This window comes from Flavivirga amylovorans, from assembly GCF_030540875.1.
Classification (GTDB): domain Bacteria; phylum Bacteroidota; class Bacteroidia; order Flavobacteriales; family Flavobacteriaceae; genus Flavivirga; species Flavivirga amylovorans.
Genome location: NZ_JAUOEM010000001.1, coordinates 1,192,893 through 1,206,453 on the forward strand (window position 1 = coordinate 1,192,893; position 13,561 = coordinate 1,206,453).

Below are 13,561 nucleotides of genomic sequence, written 5' to 3' on the forward strand. Positions count from 1 at the left end.
TAAGAAAGAGAAAATGAAACAAACATGGCGATGGTACGGACCTAATGATCCTGTACAATTATCAGATATTAGACAAGCAGGTGCAACAGGAGTTGTTTCGGCATTACACCAAATTCCAAACGGAGACGTTTGGACCGTTGAGGCAATTAAAGAAAGAAAACAACTTATTGAAGTTGCTGGTTTAGAATGGTCTGTAGTAGAAAGCATTCCTGTACATGAAAATATAAAAACCCGTTCAGGGAATTTCAATACATACATTGAAAACTATAAGAAAAGTATAGAAAATTTAGCGGCTTGTGGTATTAATATTGTTTGTTACAACTTTATGCCCGTTTTAGACTGGACACGAACATCTCTTGATTATGAAGTTGCCGATGGCTCCAAAGCATTACGTTTTGATGTGGTAGCTTTTGCTGCTTTTGAGTTGTATTTGTTAAAACGACCAGGAGCAGAAGCGATATATTCTGATGTTGAAAAAATTGAAGCTAAAGCATACGTAGACGGGCTATCTGAAGACGGAAAAAAAGCATTGGTAAACAATATCATTGCTGGTTTACCAGGAGCAGAGGAGGGGTATACTTTAGAGCAATTTCAAACCATTTTAGATACCTATGCAGATATTGATGCTCAGAAATTAAAAGAAAATCTGGTAGCTTTCTTAAAAGAGATTATACCAGTAGCTGCTCAAAATAATGTTTTGATGTGCATTCATCCAGATGATCCACCGTATGCTATTTTAGGATTACCGAGAGTCGTGAGTACCGAAGCAGATTATGCCTATCTATTTGAACAAGTACCCCATAGATCTAATGGTATTACGTTTTGCACAGGATCTTTGGGCGTGAGAGCAGATAATCATCTGGTACAAATTTTTAAACGTTTTGCAGACCGTGTGCACTTTTTACATTTAAGAAGTACTAAAAGAGATGAAAAAGGAAACTTTTACGAAGCCAATCATTTAGAAGGTGATGTCGATATGTTTAGTATTGTAAAAGAAGTTATAGCTGAAGAAGCGAAAAGAAAAGAAGCTGGAAGAGTAGATGCTTTGATTCCGGTACGCCCAGATCACGGTCATCAAATGTTGGATGACTTACATAAAAAAACAAATCCTGGCTATTCAGGAATCGGACGTTTACGAGGATTGGCAGAATTAAGAGGACTGGAACTAGGAATTTCTAAAAGTGTAGGGTTGTGATGTTGACAAATTCAAAAGCCTTTATAACAGATAATTTTTTACTACGATCTAAAGAAGCAGAAATCTTGTATCATGATTATGCTAAAGATATGCCGATTGTAGATTATCATAATCATTTATCAGCTAAACAAATTGCTGAAAATAAACCCGTTGAGAATATTACAAAAGCTTGGTTAAGTGAAGATCACTACAAATGGCGAGGGATGAGAGCTCATGGCATTGATGAAGCTTTTGTTACAGGTTCTGCTTCCTTAAAAGATAAGTTTACAAAATGGGCCGAAACGGTTCCATATACCTTAAGAAACCCATTATTCCATTGGACGCAATTAGAGTTGAAGCGCTATTTTGATATAGATACCATTCTACAACCCGATACGGCTGATGCCATTTATGAGAAAACAAATGCAATTCTGGCTAAAAAGACACCGGCACAGTTGTTAGAGCAAATGAAAGTAGAATTGGTTTGCACTACGGATGATCCTACGGATTCTTTGGAATATCACAAGCAAATTGCAGAAGGTAATTTTTATACAAAAGTATTGCCTACATTCCGACCAGATAATTTATTTTTTATTGAAAATGCTGTTGCGTACAAAGCCTATTTAGATAAGCTAGCTGCTTGTGTTCGTTTTTCTATTGATAGCCTTGACAGTTTATTTAAAGCTATTGATACAAGAATCGATTTCTTTGACGAGCATGGCTGTAAATTATCTGATTATGGGATTACAGGCCCTTTATATATTGTGGATTACACAGAAGACGAGGTTACTGAAATCTTTCAGAAATTTTTGAATAACATTGAGTTAACGGAAACTGAAGTAGCAAAATACAGAACTTATCTTTTATTCTATTTATCTCGCAAATATCATGAAAAAGGATGGACACAGCAATTTCACTTAGGTCCTATTAGAAATAATAATAAAAGACTGGCAGAAAAGTGTGGTGCTGATGCTGGATGTGATTCTATAGGAGATTATTCATTTGCTGAGGGGATGTCAAAATTCTTTGGACAGTTAGATTATGAAAATAAATTAGCTAAGACTATTAGTTATAATCTAAATCCAGCACATAATGAAGTATTCGCCAGTATGATGGGTAATTTCAATACAGGGGAATTACCAGGTAAGATGCAATGGGGATCCGGCTGGTGGTATTTAGATCAAAAAGATGGTATAGAAAAACAGTTAAATACGCTATCGAATATTGGTTTGTTAGCCCATTTTGTTGGTATGCTAACAGACAGCCGTAGTTTTTTATCATTCCCTAGGCATGAATATTTTAGACGTATCTTATGTGATTTAATAGCCGAAGATGTGCAAAAAGGATTGGTTCCTAATGATATTGATTTCTTGGGTAAAATAATACAAGATATTTGTTATAATAATGCAGTAAATTATTTTGAATTTAAACAATAAATTATGAGGTACTATGCCATTTTATTAGTTATTCTATGTTTCGGATTGGTTTCTTGTAAACAGGAGTCCGATAGTAAGGTGCTTTATTTAGCACATACTTTACCTCAAACCCACCCTGTTCATAAAGGGATCTTAACATTTCAAGAAGCTTTAGAAAAAAAGTCCAAAGGCAGTTTGAAGATCAAAATATTTCCAGATGGACAATTAGGTTCCGAAAGAGAGGTTTTAGAATTATTGCAAATTGGAAGTGTGGCCGTAACCAAAGTAAGTGCCGCTACGATGTCTAATTTTGTTCCAGAATATCATGTATTAGGGATTCCGTATTTGTTTAAAAGTAAAGAACATCAATTTAATGTTTTAGAAGGTGAAGTTGGTAAATCTATATTAGAGAAAGGGAGTAAGTTTTGGTTACGTGGACTCTGTTATTATGATGCAGGGAGTCGAAGTTTTTATACGAGCTCAAAAGCTATTAGAACACCAGATGATTTAAAGGGACTAAAAATACGCGTTATGAACAATCAAATGGCAATAAATATGGTAAATGCTATGGGAGGTTCTGCCACTCCAATGGCTTATGGAGAATTATATACTGCAATTCAGCAAGGGGTAGTAGATGGTGCAGAAAATAATCCACCGTCGTTTGTATCTTCCAATCATTATGAGGTTAGTAAATATTACACGCTAGATCAGCACTCATCTGTACCCGATGTTTTACTTATTGGCACTAAATTCTGGGAAAAGCTATCTGCTCAGGAACGCTTATGGGTTCAGGAAGCGGCAGATGAATCTGCTCAAGCGCAGAAAATATTTTGGAATGAGTCTGTAAAAGCTTCTATGGAAACCGCTAAAGCTGCTGGCGTAGAAATTATTATTCCTGAAAAAGCATTATTTGCAGAAAAGTCAAAATCAGTTTTGGAAGAATTTGTAAAGGAACACCCAGAAATGACAGAATTAGTAAATAAAATTAAAGCAGAATAATTATGAAACTATCTGATATTGTTTTTAAAAAAGTTGTCCGATTTATGGAAATTTTTTTAGTATTTATTTTTGCACTTTTAGTATTGGATGTCCTTTGGCAGGTTTTCTCAAGGTATATTTTAAACACGTCTTTTTCATGGACAGAAGAACTAGCACGATTCTCTTTAATCTGGCTATCCATTTTAGGAGCAGCTTATCTAAATGCTAGGAGGGAACATCTATCAATGGATTTTCTGTATCGAAAATTCTCTGATGCTACAAAGAAAAAGGTATCTATACTTATCGAGATATTAATTTTTCTATTTGCTTTAATAGTGATGGTAATAGGTGGCGTGAATTTAGTTTATACGACACTACATTTAGAACAGCTTTCAGGAACCTTAAGAATCCCATTGGGGTATATTTACGCTATTTTACCATTTAGTGGCTTCCTAATTATGTGTTTTTCTATATATCACATACCAAAAATTTATAAAAATCAAATAACCGACTAATTATGAGTATTGAAGTTTTAAGTATCTTAGTATTATTTGTTAGTTTTTTCGTTTTACTTATGTTAAAAGTACCTGTAGCATATTCTATAGGTATCTCAACAACGCTTAGTCTGTTATTAAATATAGATAAGTTACCTGGGTTAACAACCATAGCACAACGCATGACTACTGGTATTGATAGTTTTGCATTATTAGCCATTCCGTTCTTTGTATTGGCAGGAGAGATTATGAAACGAGGTGGTATAGCAAACCGGCTCATAAATTTTGCTAAATCTTTGGTAGCTAGTCTTCCAGGAGGATTGGCTTATGTGAATGTTTTGGCTTCTATGCTTTTTGGTGCTATTTCTGGTTCTGCTATTGCAGCAACATCAGCTATAGGAAGTATTATGACAGATAGAATGGAAGAAGAAGGTTATCCAAGAGAGTTTAGCGCCTCTGTAAATATCACATCATCTACTACAGGATTGTTAATCCCTCCAAGTAATATTTTAATTGTTTATGCTTTAGCCAGCGGCGGAACAGCTTCGGTAGCAGCTTTATTTATTGCAGGTTATTTACCTGGAATCTTATTAGGAGTTGCCTTAATGGGATATATTGCTTATGTGGCGATTAAAAGAAAATTTAAAAAAGGAAAAAGAGCGCCTTTATCTCAAATATGGTCGCATTTTAGAAAAGCATTTTTTAGCTTATTATTATTGTTTATTGTGGTAGGAGGTATTGTGGCAGGGATATTTACAGCCACAGAAGCATCAGCTATAGCCGTATTATATGCAGCTATATTAGCTTTGATCTATGGAGATATGAAAATTAAAGATTTCCCAGATATATTATTGACCAGTGCTAGAACAACTGGAGTCGTTATGTTTTTAATTTGTACCTCTATGGCGATGTCTTGGTTGTTTTCTTTTGAAAGTATTCCTGAACTTATGAGTGGTTTCTTATTAGAACAGTTTAGTAATAAATTTGTGATTTTTTTGGTTATTAATTTAACATTGTTAATTATTGGAACTTTTATGGACATGACGCCAGCGGTTTTAATTTTCACACCAATTTTCTTGCCTGTGGTGGTAGCATTAGGAATGCATCCTGTACATTTTGGAATTGTACTCGTTTTAAATCTGTGTATAGGTTTATGTACGCCTCCTGTTGGCACTATTTTGTTTGTGGGTAGTGGTATAGCCAAGGTTTCGGTCACCCAAGTTATAAAACCCTTATTGCCCTTTTTGGCTATTATGATAACTGTTTTAATGCTGATAAGCTATATTCCAGAAATCTCTATGTTTTTGCCAAGATTATTTGGATTATAATTTCGTGAGATAAGATTCAATGCAAAAAAACGATAACCAATTAATAATAAATTGAAATAACTCGAGTTTCGACGTAAGCTTTGTTGAAGATATCTTGTATCACCTAGTTTTTCATGTCACAGATCGTGGCCGAAGCACTCAGGATAAACTTTCGAGACATCATATTATAATGGGATTCCCTGGCTGCTGGCAGGCCAATGTCATTAAGTTAAGGCTGTGATGTCAGTCTGAGCATTACTGAATAACAAAACATGTTTTGTTATGAAAGTAGCAAGCATAGCTTGTCGAAGACCTATTGGAGTTCTAGTTTTTATTGGCCTTTCGACTGCGCTCAATGTGACAAAAAGGGAACAAATTTCCTTAACTTAATGATATTGACTGACAGGCTCCTTATTCCTCGGAATGATATGATGTCTTCTATGGTGTCTTTTAAGTGTTTGATTATCAGTTTTTAATATGCCTAACTGACGTTACTTAAATAAATAATGAATTCAATGAATAAGATTTCTTATTTTTGAGTAATTTGAAGACACTTTTTAAAAATATAGGACCAGGGCCATTAGTTGCAGCCGCATTTATTGGACCAGGCACAGTAACTGTTTGCACACTTTCAGGTGTCAATTTTGGTTATTCATTGTTATGGGCTATGTTGTTGTCTATAATAGCTACCATAGTTCTTCAGGAAATGTCTGCACGCTTAGGTATTATTTCACAGAAAGGCTTATCTGAGATTATCAGAACAGAGATTAAAAACCCTATTTTAAAAGGATTTACCATTGTATTAATACTATCGGCTATCGTTATTGGTAACGCTGCTTATGAAGCTGGCAATATTAGCGGAGGTGTTTTGGGACTAGAGACTATTGTTGGAAACCCAAATATAGAAATTGCTGGATTTCCTGTTAATACTTTAAGTATTGTTATAGGAGCAATAGCCTTTATTTTGTTGTATATAGGAAATTATAAACTGCTTGAAAAAGTATTAGTTGGTTTAGTGATATTAATGAGCTTAGCTTTTTTGATTACTGCTATTATGACGAAGCCTAATATATCAGAAATTTTTAAAGGTCTTTTAATTCCAAAATTTTCAAATGATAGTATATTAACTGTTATTGGATTAATAGGAACAACCGTTGTTCCATATAACTTGTTTTTGCATGCGTCTTTAGTTAAAGAAAAGTGGCATAAAACCAGTGATTTAAAATATGCTCGAAAAGATACCGTAATTGCTATTGTTTTAGGAGGTTTGGTGTCTATGTGTATTATTATATCTGCGGCAGCTATTCAGTCTCAGGATATAAATAGTGCTTCAGATTTAGCTAAAGGATTAGAACCTTTATTCGGAAGTTTTTCTAAATATTTTTTAGCTATTGGTTTATTTGCAGCGGGTATTACCAGTGCTATTACCGCTCCTTTAGCAGCAGCTTATGTTGCAAGTGGTTGTTTAGGCTGGAATTCTAATTTAAAATCGAAAAAGTTTAAAAGTGTATGGATCTTCATTTTGTTACTAGGTGTTTTGTTTTCATCTTTAGCAATAAAACCTATCGACATTATTAAATTTGCTCAAGTGGCTAATGGTATTCTATTGCCTGTAATTGCTGGTTTTTTGATCTGGATCATGAATAAAACATCCGTTTTAGGAATACATAAAAATACTATTAAACAGAATATTTTCGGATTTATAATTCTAGGAATTAGTATTTTACTATCTGTAGCAACGCTTAATAAAGTTTTTCATTTAAATATTTTCTAGTGATACCAAATGCTATAGATATTAATGTAGATGTGGGTGAAGGGGTAGGTAATGAGCCTGAACTTATGCCATACATTTCTTCTTGTAATATTGCTTGTGGAGGACATGCAGGAGATACAGATACGATGCGTCAGGTTATTAAACTAGCAAAGGAGTATCGTGTAAAAATAGGAGCACATCCGTCGTTTCCTGATAGGGTAAACTTTGGTCGTATAAATATGGACATGCCTTGTGCGGCTTTATTTAAAAGTATAAAAGGGCAGGTTGATGATTTAATAGCGATTCTTCGTGAAGAACATAGAGTTTTACATCATATAAAACCACATGGCGCTTTATATAACTTAGCTGCAGTTGATGAAAAGGTAGCCAATGTTATTATAGAAGTATTGAAAACCATCATATTACCAATAAAACTTTATGTACCCTATCAATCGGTTATAGAAAAGATAGCCATATCTCAAAACATTCCAATTATTTATGAAGCCTTTGCAGATAGAAATTATAATGACGATTTAACATTGGTTTCAAGAAAAGAAATAGGAGCATCGATACATGATGATGATGAATTATTTAATCATATTTTTCGTATGATTTCAAAACAAAGCGTTAAAACGATTACGGGCAAAATAGTTGGAATAAAAGCACAAACATTTTGTATTCATGGAGACAATCCTAATGCAGTAAATTTGATTAAAAATTTAGGAACTCGTTTAAAGCAACATGGCATTCAAATAAGATGATTTATAAGCTTACATATAAGCCTTTTGGTGAGCGATCTATTTTAATTGAATGGCCGTCGGTAATTGATGAAAATATCCTTTCAGATATCGTCATTTTTAAAGAAAAAATTAAAAGTAATCATGTTAAAAATATAGTTGAATTGAGATTTGCATACAATTCATTATTAATTGTTTATAATGATACTGTTGTGTTAATTGAAGATGCTGTAAATGAACTTGATAAGTTATATCATCGAAAAAAAAGTATAACTGGGTTTACATCTAAACAATGGAAAATACCTGTATGCTATGATGATACTTTTGCTATTGATTTAGTAGAGATTGCTTCTAAGAAAGGGATGTCTAAAGAATCCATTATTAAACTCCATTCTAAAACTGTTTACACCGTTTATTTTATTGGTTTTTTACCGGGGTTTATGTATCTGGGAGGATTAAATGAAAAACTTTATACGCCACGAAAATCAACGCCTAGACTAAGGATATTAAAAGGTGCTGTGGCTATAGGAGGTGAGCAAACTGGTATTTATCCTAGTGATAGTCCTGGAGGGTGGAATATTATAGGTAATTCACCTCTAGAATTTTTTAATCCAAAAAAGGAATTACCATGTTTTGTGAATGCAGGGGATAAAATAGTTTTTAAACCAGTATCTCTTAAAGAGTATAACGATATTAAGATGCTAGTAGAGGCTGGTGTTTATCAATTAGAAAGCGAAACAATTGATGGTTAAGGTTTTAAAAACAGGCTTGTTTTCTACAATTCAAGATTTAGGTCGTCATGGATACCAAGACTATGGAGTGCCTTATTCTGGAGTTATGGACATGTATTCGGCATCAGTTGCTAATGTATTGTTAGGAAATGATGAATATGCTGCAGTTCTTGAAATAACGATGACTGGACCAACTCTTGAATTTGGTTGTGATACTAGTATTTGTGTGTCTGGAGCAAACATATCTCCAAAAATAAATGACACCTTAATAAAATTAAATAAGCCAATTTCAGTAAAAAATGGAGATATCATATCTTTTGGCAATCTTGTTTGGGGATTTAGGGCTTATTTAGCTGTTTTAGGAGGTTTTAAGACTGAAAACGTTATGAATAGTTATAGTATGTATCAAGGTGTGACAAAACAATCTATGTTGTTTAAAAACGATACGTTATTAATTGATGTGCCATTGAAAGATTTTGCTAGGAAACATGCGACTATTAAAATAAGGGAGACTCATTTTACTACTGAGTACATTGAAGTTTTTAGAGGGCCAGAATTTGAAAAGCTTTCAAAAGGGCAGCAAGATTCATTATTTGAACAAGGTTTTACTATTTCAAAAGAAAATAATAGAATGGCTTACCAATTAGAAGAACCTTTAATGAATGACTTAGAACCCATCATTACATCATCAGTCTTGCCAGGAACCGTACAATTAACACCTTCAGGGAAACTTATTATTTTAATGAGAGATTGTCAAACTACAGGTGGATATCCAAGAGTTTTACAATTAAAAGAAACTTCAATTAATATTTTATCACAAAAATTTACAGGAAATCCTATACGGTTCATGAGTTCAACCAATTCCGAATGATTTTCAAATGTGATATTCTGAAGTAGGAGGTTTTCTGAAATAGATACCATAAAGTTAAGCGAGTTCTAATGCTATTTCTATCATCTCTTTAAAAGTAGTTTCCCTTGCTTCACTTGATATACTTTCTTTTGTCACCAAAGAATCAGAAATGGTTAAAATAGTTAAAGCATTTACTTGGTGCTTTGCTGCTATAGTATATAAACCAGCTGTTTCCATTTCTACACATAATATTCCAAACTCAGACCATTTTTTATAAGCATTGAAGTCATCTTCATAAAACTCATCAGAAGTGAAAATATTTCCAGCTTTTAAAGGGATGCCTTTGCTTTTAGCAACTCCTAATGCTTTCTGAAACAGATAAAAACTAGCAGTGGGAGCATAATCTGCGCCTCCAAAGCGTAATTTATTAACACCAGAACTTGAAGAAGCAGCCATGGCTAAAACAATATCTCTAATTTTTACATGGTTTTGGTATGATCCAGCGCTACCAACACGTATTAAGTTTTTTACGCCATATTCTGTAATAAGCTCATGTGCATAAATAGAAGTAGAAGGGACGCCCATACCCGTTCCCATTACAGAAATGCGTTTACCGTTATAAGTACCGGTATAGCCATACATATTTCTTATTTTATTAAAACATACAGGGTTTTCAAAAAAAGTTTCTGCAATCCATTTTGCTCTTAAAGGATCTCCAGGAAGTAATATGGTTTCTGCAATATCTCCTTTTTTTGCTCCTATATGTAAACTCATTTTAATAGTTTGAATTTGAAGGTGTGCCTTTTAGTATGCTTATTCCAGATGAAGTGCCTAAACGGTCAACGCCTAAATTGATATATTTTAAGGCTGTTTTGTAATCTTTTATGCCTCCTGAAGCTTTAATTTTTGTATAATTAAAGCAGGCATTTTTTATAAGTTTTACATCATTTAATGTCGCTCCGCTAGTTCCAAAACCTGTTGATGTTTTTATAAAATCTGCACCAGCTTTTATTGCTAACTCACTAGCTTTGGTTATTTCTAACTCCTGAAGGTAGCATGTTTCTAAAATAACTTTTAAAGTATTGTTAGGCATGCATTTTTTCACAGCCTCAATATCTTTTAAAACACCATCAAAATTTTTACTTTTTAATAAACCAATATTAATAACCATATCAATCTCGTCTGCTCCATCTTTTAAAGCTAAAGTAGCTTCTGTTACTTTGGCTTTAGTACTGGTATTTCCTAAAGGAAAACCGACAACAGAACAAATTTTAACGTCACTGTTTTGTAGTTCCTCTTTGGCTAAAGTCACATAGCAACTATTTACACAAACAGAGAAAAATTGGTGTTCTTTTGCTTCTTCGCACAGTTTAATAATATCCTTTATTGTTGCTGTTGCTTTTAAGAGTGTATGATCTATATATTTATTTAAAGGTTTCATAAGTAGGTTAAAGTTAATATTAATTTTTAAATCAAATGTTTATTCAAATTAAGTAGGATGCTTTATGTATTTACGAGCAATACCCTTAATTAGTTTTTAAGATTTGATGAAGTTTTGCTTTTTACAATTTGTTTGATAAAAAAAGGCTTTTAAAAACAATACGTCTTTAAAAGCCTTTTCTTATTAGTCATACTACAAATTATTTTTACACAGTTTGTTTTATCTTAAAATCTGATGAAACATTAATTCTGCTAACACCTATATCAATATATTTCTTTGCGGTTTCAACATCTTTAATATCTCCAGATGCACATATTTTAATTCGATCTTTTACTGTCTTTTTTATAATTTTAACGACAGTTAATGTTGCTCCACCTTTTGAAAATCCGCTAGATGTTTTAATATAATCTATATTGGCATCTAGAGAAATCTCGCAGGCCTTTATAATTTCATTTTTATTTAACTCGGAAACTTCAACAATAACTTTTAAAGGTTTGGTTCCTATGGCGAGTTTGACGTCACTGATATCTTTAAAAACAGATACGTAGTTTTTACTCTTAAGAAATCCAAGATTAATAACCATATCGATTTCATCGGCGCCATCATCAATTGCTTGTTTAGCTTCGTAAACTTTTGATGCTGTAGCCATAGACCCTAGAGGAAACCCAATAACCGAACAAATTTTAACATCTGTTTTCTCTAGTAACTGTTTAGCTAATGCAACATAAGAACTGCTAACACATACAGAATAAAAACCATTTCTTTTCGCTGTATGACATAAATCTATGATATTACGTTCTGTTGAAGTAGGGTTTAAAAGTGTATAATCAATATACTTGGGAATATCCATCACTATTAGTAGGTTTTAGAGTTTATTAAGGGGATAAACTTGAATTATGTTATGTTTATGATAAATCTCGGGGCTCACGCAAGGACAAATTTACGTATTTATAATGATATAAAATTTACATAAAAGCATATTTTTTATTAACAATAACCATACCATAGAGTTAACTAATTTGTTTACAAATTAATGTAATCAAAATTTATTTCAAGAATTTTTGATAAGATTAGGCTTCATTTGTGTAAGACGTTCTTCAAATGTAAATGCACTTACTGGATTATTAATATTTTCAAAAAGTTGCATTAAGTCTTCAGTATGAATGTCTCGTTTTTGTTTTAATAGGTTAAAATGAACAAAACCGCACCAAATAATGGCTTTTAAATGACTTTTATCTTCATTATACATACGCATTTCTACATGTAACTCACTTTCTGTAAAACGTATTAACTGAGATTCTAAAACAACTATTTCCATCAAAAAAGCGGGTTTTAGGTAAGCAATTTGATTACTGCTTGACACCCAGCTTTTTCCTTGTTGTTTTGCCATTTTGTATATATCGATATCATAATGTTCAATGAGAACATCCTCACGATGATTCATAAAATAATTAATATAACTCCCATTATTTAAATGATTGAAGGGATCGCAGTCTTGAAATCTTATCTTTGTTTTGCTCTGTAAAATTTTTAATAATTGGTTCATATGTAATGTATTTAATATACCAATCGGTATATTTTAGGTTAAAAAATATATTATATTTTAAGTTCTTTTTTTATCATATTGTCTATCAGATCCATAGTGTCTTGAATATAAAAATCATCCTCCATGGTATATGTCATAAATATGGCGCCTTGTATCATAGTATCTAATCGTTTAGCGAAATACAAAGCATTTATTTCTGATGAGATTTCTCCAGCTTCAATACCATCCTCGATTAAGGTTGCTACTTGATCTTGTATACGTTCTATAACTTCTTTTACCTTTTGTAGTAAAAGCGTATTTTGATTATTGGCATCGACCCCAATATTTAAAATTGGACAACCGCCCAGTTCTTTACTGTAATCGTAATAATTTCTATAAAAATCGGTAATGAGATATAATTTTTCAATAGGAGAATTACTATTAGATAAATGATCAGTAATTCGCTTCATCATGTTTTTAACGGTAAATTTAAAAGCGGCTATGGCTAGATCCTCTTTATTTTTAAAATTACCGTATATGGCGCCTTTTGTTAAACCAGTAGCATTGGTTACATCGCTCAAACTAGTTGCAGCATAGCCATTTTTATTGAAAATAGGAGCGACTATTTCCAATATATATTGTGATGTGAGTTCAGCTTTTGTAGTCATGATTTTTCAAATATACTAAAAATATACCAATTGGTATATTTTTAGTAAGCTCTATTGAATAAATAAGTTGATTTGTACTGTTCTATGAACTTATTACATGTCTTTGTTTTTATTCTGAATAATTTTTGATACCCATAGTATGGAAGCACTTAAGTTGTCAAAAATTTCAAAAGGACGATTATAAAACTTTTTTTCGAATTGCGCGCTCGCAAGCATTTTAGGATTACTGGGAATAACTGCTATGGCAACTAAGTTTGATATTTTTTCAATTTCTTTGTATACCAATGGATTTACAGAAAAAGAGGTCACTCGATTTGATATGTAGGCCATATTCTTTTTGCTGAAGTGTTTTTTTAAAATGGCCTGCAATTCTTTTGTTTCTTTTAGATCAATGACATGGCCCTCTTTAACCTGCTTTATAAGAAAATCATCAAAGACAAAAATTTCAGCGTGGTCAATATCATAATAATGGAACATTCCCATAGGTT

The 13,561-nt window shown here is 32.6% G+C and carries 15 protein-coding genes; 9 read left to right on the top strand and 6 right to left on the bottom strand.

What is annotated here, in order from left to right; translation table 11 throughout:
• Positions 1 to 13 precede the first annotated feature (13 nt).
• From uxuA to Q4Q39_RS04840, 9 genes are all read left to right on the top strand, one after another.
• Positions 14 to 1,195, top strand: a complete 1,182-nt coding sequence (uxuA, locus tag Q4Q39_RS04800) for a mannonate dehydratase (protein ID WP_303281239.1) — start codon at positions 14 to 16, stop codon at positions 1,193 to 1,195.
• A complete protein-coding gene (uxaC, locus tag Q4Q39_RS04805; protein ID WP_303281240.1) occupies positions 1,195 to 2,610 on the top strand; it encodes a glucuronate isomerase in 1,416 nt (471 codons plus the stop codon). The genes uxuA and uxaC overlap by 1 nt, the downstream gene beginning before the upstream one ends.
• A gap of 3 nt (positions 2,611 to 2,613) precedes the next feature.
• Complete coding sequence (locus Q4Q39_RS04810) at positions 2,614 to 3,588, top strand: TRAP transporter substrate-binding protein (RefSeq protein ID WP_303281241.1); 975 nt, start codon at positions 2,614 to 2,616, stop codon at positions 3,586 to 3,588.
• Positions 3,589 to 3,590: 2 nt separating this feature from the next.
• Positions 3,591 to 4,082 (top strand): TRAP transporter small permease, encoded by a 492-nt coding sequence (locus tag Q4Q39_RS04815; RefSeq protein WP_303281242.1) that lies wholly within the window; start codon positions 3,591 to 3,593, stop codon positions 4,080 to 4,082.
• A 2-nt stretch (positions 4,083 to 4,084) separates the two neighbouring features.
• A complete protein-coding gene (locus Q4Q39_RS04820) occupies positions 4,085 to 5,389 on the top strand; it encodes a TRAP transporter large permease (protein WP_303281243.1) in 1,305 nt (434 codons plus the stop codon).
• Between the two features lie 523 nt (positions 5,390 to 5,912).
• A complete protein-coding gene (locus tag Q4Q39_RS04825) occupies positions 5,913 to 7,142 on the top strand; it encodes an Nramp family divalent metal transporter (protein WP_303281312.1) in 1,230 nt (409 codons plus the stop codon).
• Positions 7,142 to 7,882, top strand: coding sequence for a 5-oxoprolinase subunit PxpA (pxpA, locus tag Q4Q39_RS04830; RefSeq protein WP_303281244.1), 741 nt, complete (start codon positions 7,142 to 7,144; stop codon positions 7,880 to 7,882). The genes Q4Q39_RS04825 and pxpA overlap by 1 nt, the downstream gene beginning before the upstream one ends.
• Positions 7,879 to 8,610: a 5-oxoprolinase subunit PxpB gene (gene pxpB, locus Q4Q39_RS04835; protein WP_303281245.1), complete on the top strand. Its 732-nt coding sequence runs from the start codon at positions 7,879 to 7,881 to the stop codon at positions 8,608 to 8,610. The genes pxpA and pxpB overlap by 4 nt, the downstream gene beginning before the upstream one ends.
• Positions 8,603 to 9,460, top strand: coding sequence for a 5-oxoprolinase subunit C family protein (locus Q4Q39_RS04840; RefSeq protein ID WP_303281246.1), 858 nt, complete (start codon positions 8,603 to 8,605; stop codon positions 9,458 to 9,460). Before pxpB ends, Q4Q39_RS04840 begins: the two co-directional genes overlap by 8 nt.
• A 54-nt stretch (positions 9,461 to 9,514) precedes the next feature.
• Here Q4Q39_RS04840 and deoD read toward each other — a convergent pair whose 3' ends face one another.
• From deoD to Q4Q39_RS04870, 6 genes are all read right to left on the bottom strand, one after another.
• Complete coding sequence (deoD, locus tag Q4Q39_RS04845) at positions 9,515 to 10,213, bottom strand: purine-nucleoside phosphorylase (RefSeq protein WP_303281247.1); 699 nt, start codon at positions 10,211 to 10,213, stop codon at positions 9,515 to 9,517.
• A 1-nt stretch (position 10,214) separates the two neighbouring features.
• Positions 10,215 to 10,880, bottom strand: a complete 666-nt coding sequence (deoC, locus tag Q4Q39_RS04850) for a deoxyribose-phosphate aldolase (RefSeq protein WP_303281248.1) — start codon at positions 10,878 to 10,880, stop codon at positions 10,215 to 10,217.
• A 205-nt stretch (positions 10,881 to 11,085) separates the two neighbouring features.
• Complete coding sequence (gene deoC, locus Q4Q39_RS04855; protein ID WP_303281249.1) at positions 11,086 to 11,730, bottom strand: deoxyribose-phosphate aldolase; 645 nt, start codon at positions 11,728 to 11,730, stop codon at positions 11,086 to 11,088.
• A gap of 201 nt (positions 11,731 to 11,931) precedes the next feature.
• Positions 11,932 to 12,426: an acyl-CoA thioesterase gene (locus Q4Q39_RS04860; protein ID WP_303281250.1), complete on the bottom strand. Its 495-nt coding sequence runs from the start codon at positions 12,424 to 12,426 to the stop codon at positions 11,932 to 11,934.
• Positions 12,427 to 12,476: 50 nt separating this feature from the next.
• A complete protein-coding gene (locus Q4Q39_RS04865) occupies positions 12,477 to 13,073 on the bottom strand; it encodes a TetR/AcrR family transcriptional regulator (protein WP_303281251.1) in 597 nt (198 codons plus the stop codon).
• A gap of 93 nt (positions 13,074 to 13,166) precedes the next feature.
• Positions 13,167 to 13,550, bottom strand: coding sequence for a hypothetical protein (locus Q4Q39_RS04870; protein ID WP_303281252.1), 384 nt, complete (start codon positions 13,548 to 13,550; stop codon positions 13,167 to 13,169).
• Positions 13,551 to 13,561: the final 11 nt, after the last annotated feature.